The 23849-nt window shown below is 72.0% G+C and carries 23 protein-coding genes; 14 read left to right on the top strand and 9 right to left on the bottom strand.

The features are described 5' to 3' along the window. Positions 1-269: 269 nt before the first annotated feature. The 4 genes from CCN72_RS22710 to miaA all read right to left on the bottom strand — a co-directional run bounded on the left by CCN72_RS22710 (position 270) and on the right by miaA (position 5565). Complete coding sequence (locus tag CCN72_RS22710) at positions 270-2498, bottom strand: RelA/SpoT family protein (protein ID WP_086809112.1); 2229 nt, start codon at positions 2496-2498, stop codon at positions 270-272. A 282-nt stretch (positions 2499-2780) separates the two neighbouring features. Next, on the bottom strand, positions 2781-3650 hold the full coding sequence (gene dapF / locus CCN72_RS22705; protein ID WP_086809111.1) for a diaminopimelate epimerase: 870 nt from the start codon (positions 3648-3650) through the stop codon (positions 2781-2783). Positions 3651-3870: 220 nt separating this feature from the next. After that, positions 3871-4518, bottom strand: a complete 648-nt coding sequence (locus CCN72_RS22700) for a hypothetical protein (protein ID WP_425276164.1) — start codon at positions 4516-4518, stop codon at positions 3871-3873. Positions 4519-4626: 108 nt separating this feature from the next. Continuing rightward, positions 4627-5565 (bottom strand): tRNA (adenosine(37)-N6)-dimethylallyltransferase MiaA, encoded by a 939-nt coding sequence (miaA, locus tag CCN72_RS22695; RefSeq protein ID WP_037663248.1) that lies wholly within the window; start codon positions 5563-5565, stop codon positions 4627-4629. Positions 5566-5754: 189 nt separating this feature from the next. Here miaA and CCN72_RS39080 point away from each other — a divergent pair, with 189 nt between their 5' ends. Further along, positions 5755-5916, top strand: coding sequence for a hypothetical protein (locus tag CCN72_RS39080; RefSeq protein ID WP_158101388.1), 162 nt, complete (start codon positions 5755-5757; stop codon positions 5914-5916). Between the two features lie 26 nt (positions 5917-5942). Then, complete coding sequence (locus tag CCN72_RS22690; protein WP_037663251.1) at positions 5943-6227, top strand: antitoxin; 285 nt, start codon at positions 5943-5945, stop codon at positions 6225-6227. Between the two features lie 182 nt (positions 6228-6409). Here CCN72_RS22690 and CCN72_RS22685 read toward each other — a convergent pair whose 3' ends face one another. The 3 genes from CCN72_RS22685 to CCN72_RS39075 form a co-directional block, all read right to left on the bottom strand. Next, on the bottom strand, positions 6410-7126 hold the full coding sequence (locus CCN72_RS22685; RefSeq protein ID WP_208638071.1) for a class III extradiol dioxygenase subunit B-like domain-containing protein: 717 nt from the start codon (positions 7124-7126) through the stop codon (positions 6410-6412). Positions 7127-7877: 751 nt separating this feature from the next. Next, complete coding sequence (gene miaB, locus CCN72_RS22680; protein WP_202441729.1) at positions 7878-9404, bottom strand: tRNA (N6-isopentenyl adenosine(37)-C2)-methylthiotransferase MiaB; 1527 nt, start codon at positions 9402-9404, stop codon at positions 7878-7880. 455 nt (positions 9405-9859) lie between these two features. Beyond that, positions 9860-10000, bottom strand: a complete 141-nt coding sequence (locus tag CCN72_RS39075; RefSeq protein WP_158101387.1) for a hypothetical protein — start codon at positions 9998-10000, stop codon at positions 9860-9862. A 125-nt stretch (positions 10001-10125) separates the two neighbouring features. Between CCN72_RS39075 and CCN72_RS22675 the strand changes: the two genes are divergently transcribed. The 12 genes from CCN72_RS22675 (at position 10126) to CCN72_RS22615 (ending at position 23023) form a co-directional block, all read left to right on the top strand. Next, positions 10126-14577 carry a non-ribosomal peptide synthetase gene (locus CCN72_RS22675; RefSeq protein ID WP_086809109.1) on the top strand — a complete coding sequence of 1484 codons (4452 nt, stop codon included), beginning with the start codon at positions 10126-10128 and terminating at the stop codon, positions 14575-14577. Between the two features lie 6 nt (positions 14578-14583). Next, positions 14584-14853 (top strand): acyl carrier protein, encoded by a 270-nt coding sequence (locus tag CCN72_RS22670; protein ID WP_086809108.1) that lies wholly within the window; start codon positions 14584-14586, stop codon positions 14851-14853. A 5-nt stretch (positions 14854-14858) separates the two neighbouring features. After that, complete coding sequence (locus tag CCN72_RS22665) at positions 14859-15611, top strand: thioesterase II family protein (RefSeq protein ID WP_208638070.1); 753 nt, start codon at positions 14859-14861, stop codon at positions 15609-15611. Further along, entirely contained in the window at positions 15605-16231 is a 627-nt protein-coding gene (locus CCN72_RS22660) for a LysE family translocator (RefSeq protein WP_086809106.1), read from the top strand. The genes CCN72_RS22665 and CCN72_RS22660 overlap by 7 nt, the downstream gene beginning before the upstream one ends. Positions 16232-16351: 120 nt before the next feature. Beyond that, a complete protein-coding gene (locus CCN72_RS22655; protein ID WP_086809105.1) occupies positions 16352-16711 on the top strand; it encodes a DUF6204 family protein in 360 nt (119 codons plus the stop codon). Positions 16712-17372: 661 nt separating this feature from the next. Continuing rightward, the gene (locus CCN72_RS22645; RefSeq protein ID WP_086809103.1) at positions 17373-17642 is read left to right on the top strand and encodes a hypothetical protein; all 270 of its coding nucleotides are present in this window, start codon (positions 17373-17375) and stop codon (positions 17640-17642) included. Further along, positions 17635-18258 (top strand): DUF6879 family protein, encoded by a 624-nt coding sequence (locus CCN72_RS22640; RefSeq protein ID WP_086809102.1) that lies wholly within the window; start codon positions 17635-17637, stop codon positions 18256-18258. The genes CCN72_RS22645 and CCN72_RS22640 overlap by 8 nt, the downstream gene beginning before the upstream one ends. A 19-nt stretch (positions 18259-18277) precedes the next feature. After that, on the top strand, positions 18278-20683 hold the full coding sequence (locus tag CCN72_RS22635) for an ATP-binding protein (protein ID WP_244174385.1): 2406 nt from the start codon (positions 18278-18280) through the stop codon (positions 20681-20683). Between the two features lie 156 nt (positions 20684-20839). After that, entirely contained in the window at positions 20840-21394 is a 555-nt protein-coding gene (locus CCN72_RS22630; RefSeq protein ID WP_086809101.1) for a TetR/AcrR family transcriptional regulator, read from the top strand. A gap of 99 nt (positions 21395-21493) precedes the next feature. Continuing rightward, positions 21494-22165, top strand: coding sequence for an enoyl-CoA hydratase-related protein (locus CCN72_RS22625; RefSeq protein ID WP_086809100.1), 672 nt, complete (start codon positions 21494-21496; stop codon positions 22163-22165). A 99-nt stretch (positions 22166-22264) separates the two neighbouring features. Beyond that, positions 22265-22720, top strand: a complete 456-nt coding sequence (locus tag CCN72_RS22620) for a PaaI family thioesterase (protein WP_086809099.1) — start codon at positions 22265-22267, stop codon at positions 22718-22720. A gap of 54 nt (positions 22721-22774) precedes the next feature. After that, positions 22775-23023, top strand: a complete 249-nt coding sequence (locus CCN72_RS22615; protein ID WP_244174384.1) for a hypothetical protein — start codon at positions 22775-22777, stop codon at positions 23021-23023. Positions 23024-23037: 14 nt separating this feature from the next. Here CCN72_RS22615 and CCN72_RS22610 read toward each other — a convergent pair whose 3' ends face one another. Continuing rightward, complete coding sequence (locus tag CCN72_RS22610; protein ID WP_086809097.1) at positions 23038-23211, bottom strand: transposase; 174 nt, start codon at positions 23209-23211, stop codon at positions 23038-23040. Between the two features lie 172 nt (positions 23212-23383). Further along, the gene (locus tag CCN72_RS22605) at positions 23384-23812 is read right to left on the bottom strand and encodes a pyrophosphohydrolase domain-containing protein (protein ID WP_086809096.1); all 429 of its coding nucleotides are present in this window, start codon (positions 23810-23812) and stop codon (positions 23384-23386) included. Positions 23813-23849 lie beyond the last annotated feature (37 nt).

Genomic DNA, 23849 nt, shown 5'->3' with positions numbered 1-23849 from the left:
GCGGTGGCCCGGTGGCGGGGGTTGAGCAGCATGGACCACCGCTACCAGCGCCCGCCCACCACACGTCGACGACGCGCGCCTGTCCCACCCGAACGGGTTGCCCGCGGTGGGCGGGGCGCCGGAACGTCCGGCCCAGCCCTGAGCGGCCGCCCCGGCCGACCAAGCGGCCCTGGCCGCCCGGTGCACCTGGGAACGGCCCGCCGAGAGGGTTCGCGGGCGCGGTACGGCGGCCCGCTGAGCGGTTCGCGGGCGCTGTGCGCGGTCCCCCGCTACGGCAGTCTCGGTGCCGGTGTCTGGTTCTGGGTGCGGCTCACGTCGTAGACGCCCGGGACGTCGCGCATGGCGCGCATGAGGGCGGGCAGGCCCGCGGCGTCGGGGAGTTGGAGGGTGTAGGTGTGGCGCACCCGCTGCTCGCTCGGTGGTTCGACCGTGGCGGAGACGATGTCGCCGCCCGCCAGCGCGATGGCCTCGGTGAGGTCGGCGAGCAGACCCCGGCGGCCGAACGATTCGGCGACCAGGGTGACCCGGCACGCGGTGCTCTCCCCCCAGCGCACTCCGATCTCCGTGCGCCCCCTGCTCTTCATGTGCGCCACCGCGACGCACTCCACCCGGTGCACGGTTACCACTCCCCCGCGTACCGGGAAGCCGGTGATCTCGTCGGGCGGCACGGGCGTACAGCATCCGGCGAGGCGTACGGCGGCGCCGGGGCGGTCGGTGCGGACGTCGGCGCCCTGGGGGCGTCCCCCGGGCCCGGACTCGTGGGCGCGCCGTTCGCGGAAGTCGGCGTCGGCGCGATACCCGGCCGGCTCGTCGGCGGGCGCGCCACCCCCGGGGTGCGTGGTCAGCCAGCGCTGGATGGCGATGCGGGCGGCCGGGGTGTGGGCGTGCTCCAGCCACTCGCGGGAGGGCTCCGAGGCGGGGTCCTGGCCCATGAGGAGTTCGACGGTGTCGCCGTCCTTCAGGACCGTGCTCAGCCTGGCCAGGCGGCCGTTGACGCGGGCGCCGATACAGGCGTGCGCGTCCTCGCCGTACTGCCCGTAGGCGGCGTCCACGCAGCTGGCGCCCTCGGGCAGGCCCAGGGTGCCGCCGTCCGGGCGGAAGACGGTGATCTCCCGGTCCTGGGCGAGGTCCTCGCGCAGGGTCGACCAGAAGGTGTCCGGGTCGGGCGCGGCCTGCTGCCACTCCAGGAGGCGGGAGAGCCAGCCGGGCCGGGTGGGGTCGGCGCGCTCGCCGTCGGCGGGGTCGTCGGCGCCCGGACCGTCGGTGGCGGTGGCGTCCGTGGCGGTGGCGTCCGTGCCGGAGGCGTCCGTGCCGGAGGCGTAGGGGTTGCCGAGCGCGACGACACCGGCCTCGGCGACCTTGTGCATCTGGTGGGTGCGAATGAGGACTTCGACCACCTGCCCGTCGGGACGGGCGACGGCCGTGTGCAGCGACTGGTACAGGTTGAACTTGGGTACCGCGATGAAGTCCTTGAACTCCGAGACCACCGGCGTCATACAGGTGTGCAACTCGCCCAGCACGCCGTAACAGTCGGCGTCCTCGCTCACCAGCACCAGCAGCCGGCCGAAGTCGGCACCCCGCAACTGCCCGCGTTTACGGGCCACTCGGTGCACGGAGACGAAGTGGCGCGGGCGGATGAGGACTTCGGCGGAGATCCCGGCCTCGCGCAGCACCCCGCGCATCTCCTCGGCGACCACGGCGAGCGGATCGGCGGTGCGGGCCGCGTTCTCCGCGATGAGTTCCCTGGTGTGCTCGTACTCCTCGGGGTGGAGGATGGCGAAGACCAGGTCCTCCAGTTCGGTCTTCAGGGCCTGGACGCCGAGGCGTTCGGCGAGCGGGATGAGGACGTCGCGGGTGACGCCCGCGATCCGCTCCTGTTTCTCGCGGCGCATCACACCGAGGGTGCGCATGTTGTGCAGCCGGTCGGCGAGTTTGATCGACATCACGCGCACGTCGCTGCCGGTGGCCACGAGCATCTTGCGGAAGGTCTCGGGTTCGGCGGCGGCCCCGTAGTCGACCTTCTCCAGCTTGGTGACGCCGTCGACCAGGTAGCGGACCTCCTCGCCGAACTGCTCGCGCACCTGGTCCAGCGTCACCTCGGTGTCCTCGACGGTGTCGTGCAGCAGCGAGGCCGTCAACGTCGTGGTCTCGGCGCCGAGTTCGGCGAGGATGAGGGTCACGGCAAGCGGATGCGTGATGTACGGCTCGCCGCTCTTGCGCATCTGGCCGCGGTGCGAGGACTCGGCCAACACATAGGCGCGGCGCAGGGGTTCGAGGTCGGCGTCGGGATGGTGGGCGCGGTGCGCCTCCACCACATGGCCGATCGCGTCGGGCAGTCTGTCCCGGGCGGTCGGCCCGAGCAGCGCGGCCCGGCCGAGCCGGCGCAGGTCGATTCTGGGCCGGGACTTCCGGCGCACCGACGCGGGTGCCACGGCGGCCGTCGCGGCCGTGGGCACCACCGGGACCGGGGTCGAAGGGTTCGTGGCCTCCGCACTCATGGGCACCTCCGGCTCGTGGACCGGCGGACGGAGCCCCAGGGCATGCGCGGCTCAGGGTGCCGACGCTCCCCCGTCCGTGCCGGTGCTTGATGCTATCGAGCCCACCACGTGCGACAGACCGCCTCTCGCCGAGCGTGAAACGGATCACCCATTCGAGCGATGAAAAGGAGGTTTAAGTTTTGCGCCACCTGCCCTGGCGTCGTCCGTGGATTCGATCCGGCACCGGCCCCCGGAACCGCTGCTCCGGCTGCCCGAGGCCGCCATGAGGATGGTTTCGGCAGGTCAGCGAAGCGCGTTTTCCAGCCACTCGCCGTCGATCACACCTTCAGCGACGATCACCGCGGGGCCGGTCATCTCGATCTGTCCGTCCGGCCGTTCGGTGATGACCAGGCGGCCGCCGGGCACGTCCACGGTGTACGTCGCGGGGGTGCCGGTGACGGCCGGGTCGGCGCCGTCGCGGCGGGCGGTGGCCACGGCGACGGCGCAGGCGCCGGTGCCGCAGGAGCGGGTCTCGCCGGAGCCGCGCTCATGCACCCGCATCGCGACATGGCGGGGGCCGCGGTCCACGACGAACTCGACGTTGACCCCGTCCGGGTAGGCGCCCTCGGGGCTGACCGGCGGCGGGCTGTACAGGTCACCGGCGTGCGCGAGGTCGGCCACGAAGGCGACCGCGTGCGGGTTGCCCATGTTGACGTTCCGCGCGGGCCAGCTGCGCTCGCCGACACGCACCGTGACCTCTCCCTCGGGCAGGCGCGCGCCACCCATGCCGACGGTCACGTCCCCGTCCTTGGCGATGTGCACGCTCTTGACGCCGCCGCGGGTGGCGATGGTGAGGTCGCCCTCGGCGACATGCCCGGCGTGCTGGAGGTAGCGGGCGAAGACGCGGACGCCGTTGCCGCACATCTCCGCGATCGAGCCGTCGCTGTTGCGGTAGTCCATGAACCACTCGGCCTCGCCGGCCAGCTCCCGCGCCTCGGGGTGCGCGGCGGAGCGCACCACGTGCAGCACACCGTCGCCGCCGATGCCGGCCCGGCGGTCGCACAGGGCGGCCACGGCGGCCGGGGACAGCTCGATGGCGTTGTCGGGGTCCGGGACGATCACGAAGTCGTTCTCCGTGCCGTGACCCTTGAGGAAGGCGATCCGCGTGCTCATTCCTCGATCGTACGGGGTCGGTACGACAGAGGTTTTACGACGGCGCGGGGGCCGCGGCGGCGTGGGCGCCCTGCTCCCGGGGGCCTGCCCCGAGGGGCCTGATCCGGTGGATCTGCATCGGCGGGCTTGCTCCGAGGGGCCGGGCCTTCTCCGGCGGGCCTGCTCCGAGAGGCTGGGCCTTCTCCGGCGGGCCTGCTCCGGCGGGCCTGCTCCGGCGCGGTCAGCGCAGGCGGGCCACGCGCCACACGGCGAGTACGGCCACCACGGCGACCAGCAGGGCGTAGCCGAGGACGACGCGCCAGTCCGGGCGGCGGCCGGAGCCGCGCGGGGGCAGGCCGGGCCAGGTGTAGCCCACGCGGCGGGCGGCCATCATGCCCCAGCCGGCGGCGCAGCAGCAGATCAGCAGGCCGAGCATGGCGATGACCGCGCCGCTGTCGCCGTCGAAGGCGAGCGGGAAGGCGAACATCAGGGAGCCGACGGCGGACAGTCCCACGATCGGCGCGAGCTGCCAGATGCGCAGCCGGCGCTGCGGACGCAGCTCGACCTCGACCTCGGGGCCGCCGGTGTACATCTCCTCGGGCGCCGGGCCGTCCTCGGTCACGCCGTCCGTGGTCTCGTCGGGCCCGTCGTCGGCGAGCCGCTCCTCGGCCTCGGCCTCCACGAGGGGATGCCCGCCCTCGGGCACGAGGCCGTTGTCGAGGTCGTCCCGAAGACCTTCCTTCGGGCCCTCCACAAGGTCCTCGCGGAGATCCTCTTGGGAACCCTCGTCCTGGGGGTCTTCTCGGGGCCCCTCGTCCTGGTCCGCTCGGTCACCCTCGGTGGTGACGCGCTCGGCACCCGGTGCGGTGTCGCGAGGGCCGGCCTCCATCGCCACGCGCCCTCCCAACTAGGACTCCACTTGGTCGATCGAAGCACGATGATGGCACGGCGCCGAAGGCGCCGATGACCGGCGGCGCATCCCGATGCCATCACGTGATCAGGCTGTGACCGGTCGTTCGACCAACGTCAGGGCCTGCCCCGGAAGTTCCCCCCGGTCGGCTTCGGCGCCGCTCAGCCAGTGCACCCGGGGGTCGCGGCGGAACCAGGAATCCTGCCGGCGCGCGAAGCGCTTGGTGGCGCGCACGGTCTCGGCGCGCGCCTCCGCTTCGGTGCAGTCACCGGCCAGCGCCGCGAGCACCTGCTGGTATCCCAGCGCGCGCGAGGCCGTACGCCCCTCGCGCAACCCCCGCGCCTCCAGGGCGCGCACCTCGTCCACGAGACCGTCGTCCCACATCCGGTCGACACGGCGCGTGATCCGGTCGTCCAGCTCCGGGCGGGCCACGTCCACGCCGATCTGGACGGTGTCGTAGACCGAGTCATGGCCCGGGAGGTTGGCAGTGAAGGGCTGGCCGGTGATCTCGATCACCTCCAGGGCACGGACGATACGGCGGCCGTTGCCGGGCAGGATCGCGCGCGCGGCCTCGGGGTCGGCGGCGGCCAGGCGGGCGTGCAGGGCGCCGGAGCCGCGCAGCGCCAGCTCCTCCTCCAGGCGGGCGCGGACCTCGGGGTCGGTGCCGGGGAACTCCAGGTTGTCGACGGCGCCGCGGACGTACAGCCCGGAGCCGCCGACGAGGATCGGCCAGCGGCCCTCGGCGAGCAGCGCGTCGATATGGCCGCGGGCCAGCTTCTGGTACTCGGCGACCGAGGCGGTGGCCGTGACGTCCCAGACGTCCAGGAGGTGGTGGGGTACGCCGCCGCGCTCCTCGGGCGTCAGCTTGGCGGTGCCGATGTCCATCCCCTGGTACAGCTGCATCGAGTCGGCGTTGACGACCTCGCCGCCGAGTTGCTGGGCCAGGAAGACGCCGAGATCGGACTTTCCGGCCGCGGTGGGTCCGACGACGGCGATGACGCGGGGGGCGGGGGATGCGCTGCTCACCGCACCAGTCTCGCAAACCTCGCGGCGGGGTCTCGAACGAGTTACGTGACAGAGGCCGTCGCCGGGTCGTTGCCCGGGGCGAGGTGCCCTGTGCGGGCCGTGCGAGGCGGTGACCCGGGCGGCGTGGCCGTACGCACCGTGTGACGCGGGAATTCGCCCGCGCGAGTACCGTATGGAGTGGATATGGGCATGATTTCACGGCTCCTGGGCAGGTCGAAGACGACTCGGCAGGCGTCGGTGGAGGCGGCCGAGGCGGAGGAGACGGAGCCGGTGCGGGCGGCCGGCGCGGACGAGCCGTCGGAGGCCACCCAGATCCCCCGGCAGCAGTCCGCCAAGGGCGTCGGCAAGTAACCCGCGAGGGAAGGTGGATCTGGATCATGGGTCTGTTCGACAACATGAAGGCCAAGCTCGGCCCGGCCAAGGACAAGGTGTCCGACCTCGCGCGCCAGCACGGCGACAAGGTGTCCCAGGGCCTCGACAAGGCGGCCAAGGCCGTCGACGACCGCACCAAGCACAAGTACAGCGACAAGATCCAGGCGGGCACGGGCAAGGCGAAGGACGCCATGGACCGCCTGGCGCACATGGACGAGCATCCGGACGGCACGCCGGGCGCGGAGCCGAATCCGCCCACGCCGCCGCAGGGGCCGCCGCCGGCTTCGTGAGCGTGCCCTAGGGCCTGTCTGACAATTCCCGTCGTCGCCCGGAGGGCGGCCGCGCGGCGTCAGGTGCGTGCTCTCGGGGTGCCGGGCGTAGGCCCTCGTACTGGACGTACTTGGGTCTGCGCCCGGTGCCGCGAGAGTGCGTGCATGGCGTCGCGCGGCAGACGGGAATTGTCAGACAGGCCCTAGGACCAGGTGGCGACCATGTAACCCACCCCGTACGGCGCGTCCTCGTACAGCAGGCTGCCGTCGAGGTCCGTGCCCTCGGCGGCGCCGGCCAGGATCTGCCAGGGGGCGCGGCCCGACGACTTCAGGGTGCGGGCGAGGTCGGCGTCCAGGGAGAGCAGGGCGGGGAGGTCGGCGGTGGCCAGGGCGCGGGCGGCCGCGGCGTCGTACGGGGCCGCGCGTTCGTCCAGGTAACCGGGGGCTTTGACCGTACGGCACGCACTCCCGTCGCCGAGGACGAGGAGAGCCACGCGATCGGCACGCTCTCCGAGTTCCCGCCCCCTCCCGGCGCACCGCTCGGGCGTGAGCGTCTCCTCCACGCCGAGTCCCTCGACCGGGGAGTCCGCCCAGCCGGTGCGCTCCAGCAGCCAGGCGCCGACGGCCAGCGAGGACGGCAGCTCGCGCTCCGCCGCCGCGTCCTGTGTGCCGCCCCCCAGACGGACGTCCAGGTCGACGCCGTACCCCTTGAACGACCCGCGCCCGCCCTGCGGGAACTCCCCGCCCTCGCCCGGTCCGGCGGGCCCGACGACGATCAGCAGATCCGGCCGGGCGGCCGCGAGCACACCGAGCGCATCCGTACAGGCCGCACGCGCAGCGTCCATCTCGGGCGCGGCACCCACGGCAACCTCGGGCACGAGCAGCGGCGGACAGGGACAGACGGCGGCGGCGACAAGCATGATCGGCAGAGTAACCCGCCGGGCTCGCGGCCAGGCAGCCTGGCAGGGGTCCAGGGCTCCACCGGTGCCTGCGCCCCCCTTACGGGCCCGGCCTCCCGAACGTCCGCGCCACCTCACGGGCCGACCCGCGGGGTGTCCGCCGCGCCCTCACGAGTCGGCCGCCGGAGCCGTCGCACGCACCGGCGCAGGCACGTAGCCCGACCGAGGCCCACGCCGCCCTGGTCCTCGACGACAGCTTCACGGCCGGCCTTCCCAGTGTCAGCGCCGCCTCACGGCCCCGTCGTCACCGACCGGTGGGCTGGAGCCTCACCCCCCGTACGACACAGCCGGGCAACCGGCCGGGGCCCACGCCGCGTTGCAGGCCGCCTCCCGGGGTGTGTCGGCGCAGCTTCATGGCCCGTTACCTCGCCGACAGGCACCAAGAGAAGTCCCTGCGGCACCGACGCAAGCGAGCAGCCCAGCCGCAGAGCCCACGCCGCCGGGATCAGCGCCGCCTACCCGCGGGGCAGCGGCGCCAGGCCCGCGGCAGGTCCCGGGGGTAAGCGCCGTCTCGCGGCTCGGCCCCCGCCGACCGGTGCCAGGAGCCGTCGCCCTGCCACCGGCGCAGGCGAAGGGTCTGGCCAGGGCGCGTTCCCCCGCCGGTGTCAGCCCCGCTTCACGGCTGGCCCCTCGGGATCAGCGCCACCTCAGCGCCCACCGACCCGCCCCGTCGCCCCCTCGGTCACAGCCGTCCCTCAGGCACAGCCGTCCCTCAGTCGCAGCCGCACCCGCTGGTCGCCGCCGGGAGGGGGGCCGGGGCGCCGATCTGGGGGAGGCCCAGCATGACGCCGGTCGGCTTGGCGGCTGCCTCGGACGTGCGCTTCTCCCAGGCGTCGCCGGCGCGGGTGCGGCGTACGGCGAGGACCTGGCCCTCGGCGAGCAGGTGGTGCGGGGCGGCGTACGTCACCTCGACGGTGACCACGTCGCCGGGCCGTACCTCCTGCTCCGGCTTGGTGAAGTGGACCAGGCGGTTGTCGGGGGCGCGCCCGGAGAGCCGGTGCGTGGCGCCGTCCTTGCGGCCCTCGCCCTCCGCGACCATCAGCTCCAGCGTGCGGCCGACCTGCTTCTTGTTCTCCTCCCAGGAGATCTCCTCCTGGAGGGCGACGAGCCGCTCGTACCGCGCCTGCACGACCTCCTTGGGGATCTGGTTCTCCATGGTCGCGGCCGGCGTGCCGGGGCGGATGGAGTACTGGAAGGTGAAGGCCTGCGCGAACCGCGCCTCGCGCACGGCGTGCAGCGTCTCCTCGAAGTCCGCCTCGGTCTCGCCGGGGAAGCCCACGATGATGTCGGTGGTGATCGCCGCGTGCGGGATCGCCGCGCGCACCTTCTCGATGATCCCGAGGTACCGCTCCTGCCGGTAGGAGCGGCGCATCGCCTTGAGGACCGTGTCCGAGCCGGACTGGAGAGGCATGTGCAGCTGCGGCATCACGTTCGGCGTCTCGGCCATGGCGGCGATGACGTCGTCGGTGAAGTCACGCGGGTGCGGGGAGGTGAACCGGACCCGCTCCAGGCCCTCGATGGTGCCGCAGGCGCGCAGCAGCTTGCTGAAGGCCTCGCGGTCGCCGATGTCGGAGCCGTACGCGTTGACGTTCTGACCGAGCAGCGTGATCTCCGAGACGCCCTCGGCGACCAGCGTCTCGACCTCGGCGAGGATGTCGCCGGGCCGGCGGTCCTTCTCCTTGCCGCGCAGCGCTGGGACGATGCAGAAGGTGCAGGTGTTGTTGCAGCCGACGGAGATCGAGACCCAGGCGGCGTACGCGCTCTCGCGGCGCGTCGGCAGTGTGGAGGGGAACGCCTCCAGTGACTCGGCGATCTCGACCTGCGCCTCCTCCTGGACGCGGGCGCGCTCCAGCAGCACGGGGAGTTTGCCGATGTTGTGCGTGCCGAAGACGACGTCCACCCAGGGCGCCTTGCGCACGATGGTGTCGCGGTCCTTCTGCGCGAGGCAGCCGCCGACCGCGATCTGCATGCCGGGCCGGGACGCCTTGCGCGGCGCGAGCCGGCCGAGGTTGCCGTACAGCCGGTTGTCGGCGTTCTCCCGTACCGCGCACGTGTTGAAGACGACGACGTCCGCGTCGCCGTCGGCGTCCTCCGGCGCCCGCACGTACCCGGCCTCTTCCAGCAGCCCGGCCAATCGCTCGGAATCGTGGACGTTCATCTGGCACCCATAGGTGCGGATCTCGTAGCTCTTGGGTGCGGGCACGTCCACTGCGGGGCTCCGGTCGCTGCTGCTGGTCATGGCTCAAGGGTAGGCGGTCCCGGGGAGGGGTCCGCCGCCCCGTTCGCCAGGGCCCGGTTCCGGCCAACGGGCGGGCAAAGAGCACCCCAGGAGACCCGGCCGCCCCTTCGGCGACGACCGAGAAGCGGAATGTCCCCTTACCGGGATGCGCCCATCGAGTCCCGCTTTCCGGAATCGGGACCGGAACGGGAATGCCCGCTTTGCGGCGGCCGCCGGATTTCGCCGATGACATATTCGACCGCTTGACCGCCTTCGGCGGGCGCTGCTTGGCTACCCCGGGTTCACCTGGCCAGACCCGCTATACAGGGAGTTTTGTGCGTACGGGGGAAATTCGCCGATCTCTGTCGGGCCCGCTCCACCTGGAGCTTGACGGGCCCCCAGTCGCGCCCGCGGAAGAATGCGCCGCGCATACGTGAATGATAAATCATCGATGCCCTGAGGTGATCTGAGGCGACTCAAGGCGATCCGGGCCGACCCGGTTCGATTCGCCCCGGCCCGGTTCGATTCGATTCGGCCTTGATCCGATTCGAATCGACCTTGATGACCCCGATGACCTTGATGACCTCGATCCGATTCGGTTCGGCCTTGATCGGCATATTCGTTCTCCGCCGCCTTCGCCCCGCGCCCAGGCCCGCCCGCATCCCGCACTCACCGCACCGCCGCCTTCACGCACCGTCCTTACGGCACAACTCGTCTGTGACCCCCAGGAAGAGGGAGCTTCATGAAGGTCCGCAGTTCCATGACCGCCCCTGGGCAGGAGCGGTTCGAGCCGTTCCCGCTGACCGAGATCCAGTACGCGTACTGGGTCGGCCGGGGCCCGAACTTCGTACTGGGGAACGTGGCCCCGCACGCCTACTTCGAGCTGGAGGGCCGCCGCCTCGACCCCGAGGTGCTGTCCCGGGCCTGGCGCCGGCTGGTGGAGCGGCACGACATGCTGCGCGCGGTCGTCGGCCCCGACGGGCGCCAGCAGGTGCTCCGGAGCGTGCCCCGGTTCGAGGTCCGATGTACCGACGTGCGCTCCGCCTCGGCGAAGGACAGGGAGCGCGCGCTGCTCGACACCCGGGAGGAGATGTCCCACCGGGTGTACTCGGCCGCCGACTGGCCGTTGTTCGACCTGCGGCTGACCCGGCTGCCCGACCACGACCGGCTGCATGTCAGCGTCGATCTGCTGATGGTCGACCTGGCCAGCCTCACCCTGCTGTTCAGCGAGTGGAGCGCGCTGTGCCAGGACCCCGGCCTCGAACTGCCGCCGGTGGACGTCACCTTCCGCGACTACGCCCTGGAACTCCAGCGCGGCTCCGGAGCCCCCCGCTACCAGAAGGCGCTCGCCTACTGGACCTCCCGGGCCGCCGCCCTCGCCCCGCCGCCCGAACTCCCCCTGGCCAAGTCGCCGGTGAGCGTGCACCGGCCGCGCTTCACCCACCGCGAGTTCCATCTGCCCAGGGAGAAGTGGCGCACCCTGCAAGGGCGTTGCGAGGAGCGGGGACTGACCCCGACCGCCGTCCTCGCGGCCCTGTTCTCCGAGGTCCTCGCGGTCTGGGGCGGCTCCCGCCGGTTCACCCTCAATCTCACCCTGTTCAACCGGTTGCCGCTGCTGCTCGCCGACACCGGCGACGGCAGGCGCACGGTCCATCCCCATCTGCGGCGCATGGTCGGCGACTTCACCTCCATCTGCCTGCTGGAGACCGATGCCTCCACGGGCCGTACGCTCGCCGAGCGGGTCGAGGCCACCCAGGCGCAGCTCCAGCACGATCTGCGCTATCGGCAGGTCAGCGCCCTGGAGGCGCTGCGCGAACGGCGCCGGCTGGGGCTCCAGAGCGGCTTCGAGACGATGCCCGTGGTCTTCACCAGTGGCCTCGGCACCGCCGCGGACGTCTCCGGGCCGCTGAGTTACTTCGGCGACATCACCTACCGGGTGAGCCAGACCCCGCAGGTCTGGCTGGACCACCAGGTGGTGGACCTCACCGGCTCCCTCGACCTGACCTGGGACTGTGTGGAGGAGCTCTTCCCCGAGGGCCTGCTCGACGACATGTTCGCCGCCTACACCTCGCTGGTCGCCCGGCTCGCCGACGACGACTCGATGTGGGCCGAGGAGATCACCGTAGAGCTGCCCGGGCATCAGCTCGCCGGCCGTGACCGCGCCAACGACACGAGCGGTGAGCGTCCCTCGGGCCTGCTGCACGAGCCGTTCCTCGCACAGGCGGCCCGAAACCCCGAGCGGCCCGCCGTACTGACCGGCTCCGGCGCCCTGACGTACGGCGAACTGGCCGCGCAGGCAAGGACGGTGGCCGCCGAGGTCGCCGCGCTCGGCACGGCCGGGCTGCGCGACCGGCTGGTCGGCATCGGCCTGCACAAGGGCGCCGACCAGATCGCGGCCGCGTACGGCGTGCTGCTGGCGGGCGGCGCCTATCTGCCCGTGAGCCCGGCGCTGCCCGAGCGGCGCCGGGCCGGGCTGCTGGGCGACGGCCGGGCCCTCGCGGTCCTCACCGACGCGGCGACGGACGGCCTCGGCTGGCCCGCGTCCCTCCCCCGCCCCCGTGTCGACCGGGCGCGTCCCGGCGCGCCGGAACCCGCGCACCACCCGCGCACGGGCGCCGCCCCCGCCGACCTCCCCGCCGCCGACTTCCCCTCCGACGCCGATCCCGGCGACCTGGCCTACGTCCTCTACACGTCCGGCTCCACCGGCACCCCCAAGGGCGTGATGATCGAGCACCACGCCGCCCTCAACACCGTCGCCGACATCAACGAGCGGTTCGGCGTGGGCCCCGAGGACCGGGTCTTCGGCCTCGCCGACCTCGGCTTCGACCTGTCGGTGTACGACACCTTCGGCGCGCTCGGCGCCGGTGCGGCCCTGGTGCTGCCCGACCCGGAGCTGCGCTCGGAGCCGGCCCACTGGTCCAAGCTGATGAGCGAGCACGGCGTGACGGTGTGGAACTCCGTCCCGGCACAGCTGCAGATGCTCGTCGAGCACCTGGAGGTGGGCGGCGAACTCCCGGACCGGCTGCGGCTGATCCTGCTGAGCGGCGACTGGATACCCGTCGATCTGCCCGGCCGGATCCACGGGCTGTGGCCCGAGGCGGAGATCGTCTCGCTGGGCGGCGCGACCGAGGCGTCGATCTGGTCGATCCACCATGTCGTGGACGAGGTGGAGCCGGGCGCCAAGACCATTCCGTACGGTGTGCCGCTGCGCAACCAGAGCTTCCATGTGCTCGACGCGCGCATGGACCCGTGCCCGGTGTGGACCCCGGGCGAGCTGTACATCGGCGGGGTGGGCCTGGCCCGCGGCTACTGGGCCGACGAGGAGCGCACCGCGGCGTCCTTCGTGACCCACCCGCGTACCGGTGAACGGCTGTACCGCACCGGTGACTTCGGCCGCTATCGCGCCGACGGCACGATCGAGTTCCTGGGCCGCCGGGACGGCCAGGTGAAGATCAACGGGCACCGGGTGGAGCTCGGCGAGATCGAGGCGACGCTCACCGCGCACCCGGGCGTGGACAGCGCGGTCGTGGTGAAGTCCGCCGACCAGGACAGCGCGGCCCGCCTGCTGGGATACGTCGTACCCGGTCATGCCGTACCCGCCCACGAGGACACGCTGTTCGTGACCGAGCGGGCCGACGAGGCGCTGCGCGCGGGGCAGTGGCAGGCGCTCGCCGGGACGGCCGGGCGGCCCGCCGAGGGCCCGACGCCGGACGAGCTGCGCACCGTCTGGGACGCGCTGAACGAGGTGTACGCCACCGCCACCGCGAGCGCCTTCCGCGCCTTCGGGCTGCCCCATCTGCCGGGCGAGCCGTTCGATCCGGCGGCCCTGCGCGGCGTCGGGGTGGCCCCCCGCTACGAGCGCTGGCTGGCCCGTGCCGTGGCCGCCCTGGAGGCGACGGGGTATCTGCGGCGCACCGGCGGCGGCCTGGTGGTGGCCCGCGAACTGCCCCCGGAACTGCCCGAGTCGCTGTGCGAGCGCGCCCGCCGCGCCCTCGGCGAGCTGCTGGGAGTCCCCGAGGACGTCACCGACTGGATGCTCGGCCTCGCCGGGAACCTGGCGGGTGTCCTGACCCAGAGCGTCCACTCCGCCGAGCTGTACGCCTCGGACCGCACCCCCGGTGTCTACGCCCGCCTCTTCGGTCCGACGTATGCCGCCGCGACCGCCGCGGTGCGGGAGATGGCCGAGGGCTGGCCCGCCGACCGGCCGCTGAACGTGCTGGAGGTCGGCGCCGGGTACGGCTCGCTCACCCGGCATCTGCTGCCGCTGCTGCCCGCCGACCGCACCGAGTACGTCTTCACCGACGTCTCCCGCTACTTCCTCGACCGCGCGGAGAACGAGTTCGCCGCGTACCCCTTCCTGCGCTGCGACCTGTTCGACCTGGACCGGCCGCCGACCGCGCAGGGCTTCGACGGCCGGTCGGCCGACCTGGTGATCGCCGCCAGCGTGCTGCACGACATGCGCCAGGTGCGGCGGACGCTGGCCGCCCTGCGCTCGGTGCTCGCGCCCGGCGGTGTGCTGCTGCTCGTCGAACAGACCACCTTCCACCCGTGGTTCGACCTCGTCATGGGACTCCAGCAGGGGTTCGACAACTTCGAGGACACCGAACTGCGCCAGGAGCACTGCCTGTTGGACCGCGCGCAATGGCAGCGGGAGCTGACCGCCGCCGGGTTCACCCGCTCGGAGCTGCTGACCACCGCGGGCGGCCCCGCGTCGGTCGGCTTCGACGTGCTCGTCGCCCAAGGGCCCGCGGTGCGGCGCCGGTTCGCCCCGGAGGAGCTGCGCGCCTTCGTCGCCGAGCGGCTCGCCCGGCTCATGGTGCCGGCCCAGCTGTTCGCGCTGGACGAGCTGCCGCTGAGCCCCACCGGCAAGGTGGACCGTGCCGCGCTCGCCCAGGCCGGGCGGCGCGGCGGCGTACGGGGCAGGCCGGCCAGGCCGCCGCGCACGGACCGGCAGCGCAAGCTGGCCGACATCTGGAAGGAGGTGCTCGGCCTGAACCAGATCGATCTGGCCGACGACTTCCTGGAGCTGGGCGGCGACTCCCTGCTGGCCGCGCGGCTGGCGGCACAGCTCCAGTCGGCGTTCGGGGTGCCCGTCCCGGTCCGCACGGTCCTGGAGTACACCACGGTCGAAGCGCTCGACGGACATCTGGAGCAGCTCCTCGGCCCGTCCGAGCCCATCACCGAGGAAAGGTGAGCAACGGTGACCACCACGGCTTCCCCGCACACTCCCGACTCCGCCGTCGACTGGGTCGTCGGCTTCATCGCCGAACTGCTCGACGTGGCGCCGGACCAGATCGACCCGGCCACCGAACTGGGGCTGCTCGGCGTCGACTCGGCCACCACCCTGGTCATCTGCGCCAAGGCCCGCGACGAACTGGGCGTCCCGCTGCGGCCCAAGGAGGTCTTCGACCACTTCACGGCCGACGCCCTCGCCGGCCATCTGGCCGCCCGACTGCGGGCGGGGGTGTGAGGCACGTGTCCGACTGGTTGCTCAGCGGCGCGCCGCGCGCCGCCGCCTGCGACCTGTACTGCTTTCCGCACGGGGGCGGTACGGCCGCCGAGTATCTGCGCTGGTCCCGCGATCTGCGCACGGCGCGGGTGCACGCGGTCCAGCTGCCGGGCCGGGTGCCGCGGCTGACCGAGGCGATGCCCGCCTCGATGCGGGAACTGGTCGAGGCGTTCCTCGCCGAAGTACCGCTCGCCACCGGCCGGTTCGTCTTCTTCGGGCACAGCCTGGGCGCCCTGTTCGCCTACGAGGTGACACGCGCCCTGGCCGCCGCCGGACGTCCGCTGCCGGCCCGGCTGGTCGTCTCGGGTTTCCGGGCACCCCATCTGCCGTACCCGGGCGGGCAGTTGCACCGGCTCCCCGACGACGAGCTGCTCGACGCCGTCGCCGGGCTGCACGGCGGACTGCCCGAGGAGGTGCTGGCCTCGGCGGAGCTGCGGGAGCTTGCCGCGGGCGCGCTGCGCGCGGACTACCGGGTGCTGGAGACGTACGTCTGGCGGCCCGGCGGTCCACTGCCGGTGCCGCTCACCGTGTTCGGCGGCGAGGACGACCGGATCACGACAGGGGAACTGGAGGCCTGGGGCGAGCACACCTCGGCCGGGGCGAGCGTCCGCCGCTTTCCTGGCGGGCACTTCTATCTGCGCGAGCGGCCGGCGCCGGTCCAGCGGGCGCTGGCCGGGGCCCTCGCGTCGGTCCGCGCGGAACGGAGCGCGTCGTGCTGACCTTCGCCGCGGCCTGCCTGGTCCTCATCGTGATCCCCGGCCCCGACCAGGCCCTGATGACCCGCAACGCGCTGGCCGAGGGGCGCAGGGCCGGCCTGTTGACCATGCTCGGCGGGGTGCTCGGCCTCAGCGTCCATGTCTCCGCGGCCTCGCTCGGCATCTCGGCCCTGCTGCTGGCCTCCGCCACCGCCTTCACCATGCTGAAGGTGGTGGGGGCGACCTATCTGGTCTGGATGGGCATCGCGACCCTGCGCGGCGCCCGCCGGACCCTGCGGGAGGGCCCGCCGGACGACGGCATCGAAGGCGGTACGGCGGCCCGGGCGGGCCGGGGCCGCCGGATGCTGCGGCAGGGGTTCCTTTCCAACGCGCTCAACCCGAAGGTGGCCCTGTTCTTCGTCACCTTCCTCCCGCAGTTCCTGCCCTCCCGGGGCAGCGTGCTGCCCCACGCCCTGCTGCTGTCCCTCGTGTTCGCGATCCTCTATCTGTGCTGGTTCACCCTGTACGTGATCAGCGTGGACCGCCTCGGCCGGGTACTGCGCCGGCCACGGGTGCGGGCCCGCATCGAACAGGTGACGGGGCTGCTGCTGATAGGTTTCGCGGCCCGGCTGGCCTTCCAGTAGCCCGGATACCGGGGCGGGTTCACGCCGTGTGCGCCGAGCGCGGCGCGCACGGCGGCCCGTCCCGGCACCGGCGCGAAAAGCCGGTGGAGAACCATCCCCCGGCATGCCTAAGGTCGCGGGATGAGCACCCGAACCTTCCGGATCACCGTGCGCGGTGTCTTCGACGGCCTCACCGACGACCAGCGTGCCGCGCTGCTCGCCGACGCCGCCGCCCATGACGTGCTGCGCGCCGCCTTCACCCCCGAGGGCACCCTGACCTACGACATCGCCGCCCGCCCGGCCTTCGTCTTCCGCTTCTCCGACACCGGCGAGAAGGAGGAGGACATCCTGGACGCCACCGAACGCGCCGAGACGGCCGCCGAGACCTGGCTCTCCAAACGCGGCTACGGCTTCAAGAACCTCCGCTCCTCCGCCGAAGACCTCTCCCAGGCCCCCCTGAGCAAACGCCAGCGCCGGGCGGCACGGTCAGCCGAGGCGTGACGCCTTCGCGTTCATCCGCCGCATGAACCGGATTTCTGGTTGAGATCGCGGTCCTCCGTGGGGGCGCGCCCCGGCCCCTCAACGCCTGCGGTCCGGCAGCGGTGGGTGGTTACTCCTCTGTGGGTGGGTAAGCCGAAGCGAGGAGACCGGGGAGCATACGGCCGGGGAGCGGACTTTGGATCCTTTGCCCGTAGGCATATTGGCGGCTTTGGCAGGCGGAGCCGGGGGCGAGCCGGGACGCCAGGCATGGGTCGCGTTGGGCGAATTGGTGCGGAGACCGTTCGGTCGCCGGTCAGGTGGTTCGAATCCTGGTGAGGCCGAGTTCGCGGCGCTGGGCGAGGCACCGGGCGAACCGGCGCGCGCGGAGGCGTTGCGGAGCGGCCTCGTAGCACGGGCGACCGAAGACCCGGAGTTCACCGCCGCACTGGCCGGGTGGCGCCGCCGGGCGCAGCCGTTGTCCGAGGGCTCGGTGACCAACACGATCAGTGGCGGCACTCATGGGGGTTCCGTGATCCAGGGCCGGAACTTCTCAGGCGTCACCTTCAACGGCCCTCCAACCCCTCCAGCACAGGGGCGTTGACGTTTTCCCGAGCGCACATCCAGGCACCCCTGCTACCGTTCAAGGTCACCATCAGCGATGGGGCGAACACTGGAGGCAGCCGTGGCTCGCAGGTGGGAAGCTGATCCGTCCGCGTTGTTCGTCAGGCGCCTCGGCAAGTCCGCCGCGGAGTTGGACAACTCCAAGGACGAAGACGAGTGCCCGGACATCTGGCAGTTGAGCAACGGCGATGTGGCCGTGATCGGCCGTGACCTTACTGATCACTACCGGCCGAACCTGCCCGGCGGAGTGAATCTGGGGCCGGATGAACGGTTGGTCGTCATCCCGGGCAACATGCTGAGCGCAGCGAAGGCGGACATTCCCGATGCTTGATCTCCTCGCACCCGAGCTCCCCGACGAGCTGGGTGAGCGGCTTACCCGTGAGGACTACAAGCAGGACTTCCGGGAGCGGCGGGCGGCGATCCGCGATGGCGAGGCCTGGAAACTCGAGCGGTTGCAGCACTTCGAGGAGACGAACGACGACAGCCGGGAGGCACTCCGGCGAGGAGACTGGCCTGCCGTGCTGCGGCTGTTCGAGGCCGAACGCGACGCCTTGCTGCGAAGGGCTCGGAACGATGCGGCGCGGGGCGCGGTCTTCCACCGTATTCGTGTGGTCGAGGCGCCACTGACGCCGTACGTGCAGTGGGAGTTGCACTGGCTCCGGCTGACCGCGGAATGCGGGCATTCTGTTCGCGTGCTGCCGGCTTCCGCCCTCACCGCGGCCGAGGCGGACACACCGCTGCCGGAGCTGAACCTCCTGGAGGGCCGGACCCTCTACCGGGTGCTGTACACCGATGCCGGCCGGCCGGACGGGGCAGTCCGGTTCACCGACCCGAGTACGGTGCGGAATTGGTCGGAATATCTGCGGGAGCTCTACGAGGCGGCCGAGGACATCCAGGAGTACTTCGACCGTGCCGTTGCCGTCCTGCCCCCGCCGCCTCCGGCCTGACCCGGGCGCATCGATCGACGTGCCGACCGAGGGAAACCGGCGCCCCGGAGACTCGCACAACGACCTCTCCGGGTCGTCTCGCGATGTCGTACAGGCCGGGAGCGTCACCGGCGACATTCACTTCCACCGGGTCGCCGCCACGGAACCGTCGCGGCCCGTCCCACGCCAGCTCCCCGCCGATGTGAACACGTTCGTCAACCGCACCGCTGAACTGGGGCAGCTGAACGCGGTGCTCGCCGACCGGAACGCCAGGCGCTCCGGTGTCTCCGTGCATACGGTGGCCGGCACCGCGGGTGCGGGCAAGACCTCGCTGGTCCTGCACTGGGCGCACCAGGTCAAGGATCAGTTCCCCGACGGCCAGCTCTTCGTCGACCTCCGCGGCTACGACCCCGGAGATCCGGTCACCGCAGCCCGGGCACTCCAGCGCTTCCTGCGGGCACTGGGCCTGACCGCGGCAGAGGTTCCCCAGGACGTCGACGACGCCGCGGCGGTGTACCGTTCGCTGCTCGCCGACCGCCGGGTGCTGATTCTGCTGGACAACGCGGCAACGGTCAGCCAGGTCCGACCGCTGCTTCCCGGTGCCGGAGGCAGTCTCGTCGTGATCACCAGCCGCAGCCGCCTGGCGTCCCTTTCGGTACGCGACGGTGCCCAGCGGATCACCCTGGGCACGCTTCCGGGGCCGGAGGCGGTCGCACTGCTGCGGGCGGTCACCAAGGGCTACCGACCCGAGGACGACGAGGACAAACTCGCGGAGTTGGCCCGCCTGTGCGCTCATCTCCCGCTCGCCCTGCGGATCGCCGCCGAGCGAGCCGCCAGCCACCCGCACATGCGACTCGACGACCTCATCGGCGATCTGCGTGACGAGTCCGCCCTCTGGGACGCTCTCAGTACCGGCATCGATGAGGAGGACGAAGCCATCCGTTCGGTCTTCACCTGGTCCTACCGCGCCCTGCCCGCGCACTCTGCCCGTCTCTTCCGACTCCTCGGCCTGCATCCCACAGGGGAGTTCAGCCTTCCGGTCGCCGCGGCCCTCGGCGAACTCCCGCCCAGCCGGACACGCCGGCTGCTCGACGATCTCGTCGGCGCCCATCTGCTGGAGCAGACCGCCCCGGACCGGTTCCGGTTCCACGACCTCTTGCGCGCGTACGCCACCGGCCTGGTTCAGGCCGAGGAGTCCGCCGATCAGCGGCAGGCAGCTCGACGACGCATTCTGAGCTGGTACCTGCACACCGCCGACGCCGCCCAGAGCTGGCTCTATCCGTCCGAGGAGCATCTGCCGCTGCCGGAACCCCTGCCAGGAATCACACCGCTCGTGTTCGCCGACTACAACGCCGCCGTCGACTGGTCGGAGCGGGAGCAGATCAACTTCCTTCCCGCCGTACGCGACGCCGCCCGAAACGGGCTGGACCGGACTGCCTGGCAGCTGGCGGCCCTTCTGTGGTTCGCACGCCCGCCTTCCTCATCGGAGCGCGACTGGCTGGAACTGGGTCGCATCGGGCAGGAGGCAGCCGCGAGACAGGACGACCATGGAGCGCGTTGCCGGCTGCTCATCAACACCGGCATCGCGCACAGAGCCCTGAACAACTTCTCCGAGGGCCTGGCCGCACTGGGACGAGCCGTCACCCTGGCCCGCAGCTCGCAGAACCGGGCCGACGAGGCCCGGGCCCTCAACCTCATCGGGCTGATCCATCTACGTCGGCGCGAACTCGACCTGGCGGACTCGCACTTCACACAGGCCATGTCCGTCTTCCGCGACCTGGGCAACAGCCGACGAATCGCCACCGCGCTCTCCAACATCGCCAGCACGCGCCTCAGCGCCGGCCGCCTGTCCGAGGCCGCCTCGGTCATCGACGAGGCACTGGCCGCCCAACGAGCCCTGGGCGACCGAGGAGGCGAGGGCAATCTCCTGAGGATCGCGGCCGAGCTGCGACTCGAAGAGGGGGACACGGATGCCGCACGGCGATCCATCGATGAGGCGCTCGACATCGCCCTCACTCTGCGCGACCACACCCGGGAGGGTTTCTGGCTCCTCACCCTCGGCGACATCCAGCGCGGCACCGCCCGATACGGCGACGCCCTGACCTCCTACCAGCGCGCCGCCATGCTCCATCGACGACTCGGCGATCGCAGCCGCGAAGCCCTCGCCTGGCGCGGCACCGGCCTGACGTATGCCGCGCTGGACCGCCACGATGAGGCCGCCGCCTTCCACCGCCGAGCCGCTGCCGCCCACCGCGACCTCGGGGACACATGGCAGCTCGCCCTGGAACTCGACCATCTGGCCACCGCCGTCCAAGCGGAGGATCCAGCGGCCGCCCGCGCGCACTGGACCGAAGCCCTGACCCACCTGAGCACCTATACCGACCCCAGAGCCACGTCCATCCGCTCCCGCGTAGCAGCGCTGGTGGCCCGGTCCGCTGATCGATGACGGCGTCGAGCAGACGCGACTCGGACGCCCCCCCTTGCATGTTCTATGCCATACACCATAAGTTACCGACGGGTAGTTCGCCGGAGGCATGCCGCGTCCCAGTGTCGGAAAGGTGGTGGGCGGGTGAGTCCGCGCAAGAGTGGCAGTCGGGAGCGGATGGTTCTCAGTGCCGCGGCCCTGCTGCGCGAGTACGGCGTGGGCGGGACGAGTGTCGACAAGGTGCTCGCGCACAGCGGCGCTCCCCGGGGCTCGGTGTACCACCACTTTCCCGGCGGGCGGGCGCAGCTCATCGACGAGGCGGTGGCGCTCGCCGGGGACTTCGTCGCGGGGCTGATCGAGGCCGCCGCGCGGGCGGACGATCCGGTCGCGGCCGTGGACGCCTTCTTCGCGCTGTGGCGTGAGCAGTTGGTGGGCAGCGACTTCAGGGCGGGCTGTCCGATCGTCGCGGTGACCGTGGAGACCAACGACGAGGCACCCGGTCCCGCCCGGTCCGCCGCCGCCGTCTTCGGGCGCTGGCAGCAGGCGCTCGCCGCCCTGTTCGTCCGGCACGGGCTGACCGAGGAACGCGGTCGCAGGCTGGGCGCCTTCGTCATCGCCGCGGTCGAGGGCGCGGTGGTCATGTGCCGGGCCGAGCGAAGCACCGCCCCGCTGGACGCGGCCACCGCCGAGATCCACGAGCTGCTCGCCCACGCTCTGCGCCCCGGGAGTTGACCCCGGGGGCGGCCGGGAGGTGATCCCGGTCGGCTCCGAGGCGTGCCCAGGGTGTCAACGCCCTTCATTAGTACGACCGTTCAGCCAGAAGGAGTCGTCATGCCCTCGCTCGACCGTCAGGACAACGTCTTCGTCCTCGACCTCGGAGACGGAGAGAACCGCTTCCACCCGGACTGGCTCACCGCCGTCGACGCCGCGTTGACGGAGGTGGAGAAGGCGGAGGGGCCGCGCGCCCTGGTCACCGCCGCCACGGGCAAGTTCTGGTCCAACGGGCTCGACCTGGACTGGCTGCTCGCGCACGCCGACCGGCACCAGGAGTACGTCGTCTGCGTGCACCAGCTGTTCGCGCGGATACTGTCGCTGCCGATCGTCACCGTGGCCGCGCTCCAGGGGCACACCTTCGCCGCCGGAGCGATGCTCTCCCTCGCCCACGACCTGCGTGTCATGCGTGCCGACCGCGGCTTCTGGTGCCTGCCCGAGGCGGACATCGGCATCCCCTTCACCCCCGGGATGTCCGCCCTCATCCAGTCCCGGCTCGCGCCCCGGACCGCCCACGAGTCCATGGTGACCGCCCGCCGCTACGGCGGCCTCGATGCCGCGGCCGCCGGCATCGTGGACCGGGCAGTCGCCGAGGACGCGGTGCTCTCCACCGCCATCGAGACCGCCCAGGGTCAGGCGACCAAGGCCGGCGACACCCTCGGCACCATCAAGGCCCGCATGTACGCCCCCGTCCTCGCCGCCCTGCGCGACACCGTGGCCCCGCTGGGCTGACCTCCGCGACCGGCCCCGCCCCTTCGACCGCTCCACCACGCGCCCCGAAGCCATCTCGCCCGGGGTGTCCGCGGCGACACCAGCCAAGGAGAACCACCCGTGACCACCGTCGACTTCGCCGCCATGACCGGCCTGGAACTGATGCGCTGGGTCCAGAGCGAGCGCCCCGCCGACCTCCCCTCCATCGGCCGGCTGCTCGGCATGCGCTTCGACGAGGTCGAGCACGGCCGGGTCGTCGTCTCCCTCGACACCCGCCCCGACTTCGCCAACCCCCTCGGCACCGTCCACGGCGGCATCGCCGCGACCCTCCTGGACTCCGCCATGGGCTGCGCCGTGCACACCACGCTGCCCGCCGGGGTGGGCTACACCACCCTCGAACTCAAGGTCAACTACATCCGCGCGGCCCGCACCGACGGACAGACCCTGAAGGCCGAGGGCACCGTCATCCACGCCGGCCGCCGTACCGCGACCGCGGAGGGGAAGGTACTGGACGACCAGGGCAAGCTGATCGCCCACGCCACCACGACGTGCATCGTCCTCGGGACTGCCGACTAGGCCTGTCCGGCCGATCATGTTGCTGGTTAGGGTGCGAGTGTGTCCAGGACGAGCGTGAGCAACGAGACCAGCAACATGGTCTGCCTGTGGGTCGAGCCGTGGGGAACCGATCACTGGATGCGTCCTGGCGAGGAGTTCACGGTGGTGACCGAGGCGGAGCCGGAGCAGTCGCCGTTCAACTTGGTCATGCATGACCAGGGCATCACAGTATGGGTGAACGCAGGTCATGACGCCGAGGTCTTCGACAAGAACGGCGGCGTGGTGCCGTGCGGGCACCAGCGCCCCGCAGAAGGCAGTGGCTGAGCTGTGGCCGATCGTCAGGCCCGTAGCCAGATGACGACGGCTGCGGCGGTGGCGGTGCCGAGGAAGACGTAGCCGCGCTTGTCGTAGCGGGTGGCGAGCGCTCGGGACTGCTTCAGGCGGTTGATCGCCCGTTCGACCGTGTTGCGCTTCTTATAGCGGTCCTCATCGAAGCCGGGCAGGCCGTCCATCGTGTGAGCCCTTGTGCAGGCGGGCCGCCTGGCTGCCTCTCTTCCCCGAGATGGTGTGGCGGATGCCTCGCCGTCGCAGGTACTCACGGATGGGGCGGTTTCTGTAAGCCTTGTCGGCCACGAGGCTGTCGGGCTTCTTGCGTGGCCGGTCACATGATCGGCCGGACAAGTCCTAGGCGCCCGTCTCCACGGCACCGTCCTGTGCCGCCGGTGTCCAGCCCTGGCGGCGCAGGACCGAGGACACGTCCGGGGCCCGGTAGTGCTCGCCCTTGAGGACCTTGCCGTCGGCGCGGCGGTTGATCTGTCCGTCGGGGCCGATCTTGCTCATGTTGGCGCGGTGGATCTCGGCGATCACCTGGTCCAGGTCGATGCCGTGGACCAGGGCGGTGCCGTACGCCACGTACACCACGTCCGCCAGTTCGTGCGCCAGCTTGTCCAGCGGGCCCTCGACCGAGACCTCGCCGACCTCGGCGGCCTCCTCGGCGAGCATGTCCCAGCGGTGGGCGGCCAGTTCGGGGGAGACCTCGGTGGGGGTGCTGCGGGCATCGAGGCCGAAGGCGCGGTGGAACTCACGGACGAGATCGACGGGCGAAGTGCTCATGCGTCGACTCTAACGGCCACCACTGACAACGCCCGCC

Origin of the sequence: Streptomyces murinus (assembly GCF_002154555.1) — a bacterium.
Taxonomy (GTDB): Bacteria; Actinomycetota; Actinomycetes; order Streptomycetales; family Streptomycetaceae; genus Streptomyces; species Streptomyces murinus.
Note: the sequence above shows the minus strand (reverse complement) of the source record. Positions and strands in the feature narration are given on the sequence as shown.

Bases quoted from the DNA above. Each gene is read 5' to 3' on its own strand.
- miaB (WP_202441729.1), bottom strand. From the start codon at position 9,404: ATGACCAGCAGCAGCGACCGGAGCCCCGCAGTGGACGTGCCCGCACCC.
- CCN72_RS22675 (WP_086809109.1), top strand. From the start codon at position 10,126: ATGAAGGTCCGCAGTTCCATGACCGCCCCTGGGCAGGAGCGGTTCGAG.
- CCN72_RS22610 (WP_086809097.1), bottom strand. From the start codon at position 23,211: ATGGACGGCCTGCCCGGCTTCGATGAGGACCGCTATAAGAAGCGCAAC.
- CCN72_RS22605 (WP_086809096.1), bottom strand. From the start codon at position 23,812: ATGAGCACTTCGCCCGTCGATCTCGTCCGTGAGTTCCACCGCGCCTTC.
- CCN72_RS39075 (WP_158101387.1), bottom strand. From the start codon at position 10,000: ATGCCGATCAAGGCCGAACCGAATCGGATCGAGGTCATCAAGGTCATC.
- CCN72_RS22690 (WP_037663251.1), top strand. From the start codon at position 5,943: ATGGGTCTGTTCGACAACATGAAGGCCAAGCTCGGCCCGGCCAAGGAC.
- CCN72_RS22640 (WP_086809102.1), top strand. From the start codon at position 17,635: ATGCTTGATCTCCTCGCACCCGAGCTCCCCGACGAGCTGGGTGAGCGG.
- dapF (WP_086809111.1), bottom strand. From the start codon at position 3,650: ATGAGCACGCGGATCGCCTTCCTCAAGGGTCACGGCACGGAGAACGAC.
- CCN72_RS22700 (WP_425276164.1), bottom strand. From the start codon at position 4,518: ATGGAGGCCGGCCCTCGCGACACCGCACCGGGTGCCGAGCGCGTCACC.
- CCN72_RS22630 (WP_086809101.1), top strand. From the start codon at position 20,840: ATGGTTCTCAGTGCCGCGGCCCTGCTGCGCGAGTACGGCGTGGGCGGG.
- CCN72_RS22625 (WP_086809100.1), top strand. From the start codon at position 21,494: ATGCCCTCGCTCGACCGTCAGGACAACGTCTTCGTCCTCGACCTCGGA.
- CCN72_RS22685 (WP_208638071.1), bottom strand. From the start codon at position 7,126: ATGCTTGTCGCCGCCGCCGTCTGTCCCTGTCCGCCGCTGCTCGTGCCC.
- CCN72_RS22710 (WP_086809112.1), bottom strand. From the start codon at position 2,498: ATGAGTGCGGAGGCCACGAACCCTTCGACCCCGGTCCCGGTGGTGCCC.
- CCN72_RS22655 (WP_086809105.1), top strand. From the start codon at position 16,352: ATGAGCACCCGAACCTTCCGGATCACCGTGCGCGGTGTCTTCGACGGC.
- CCN72_RS39080 (WP_158101388.1), top strand. From the start codon at position 5,755: ATGATTTCACGGCTCCTGGGCAGGTCGAAGACGACTCGGCAGGCGTCG.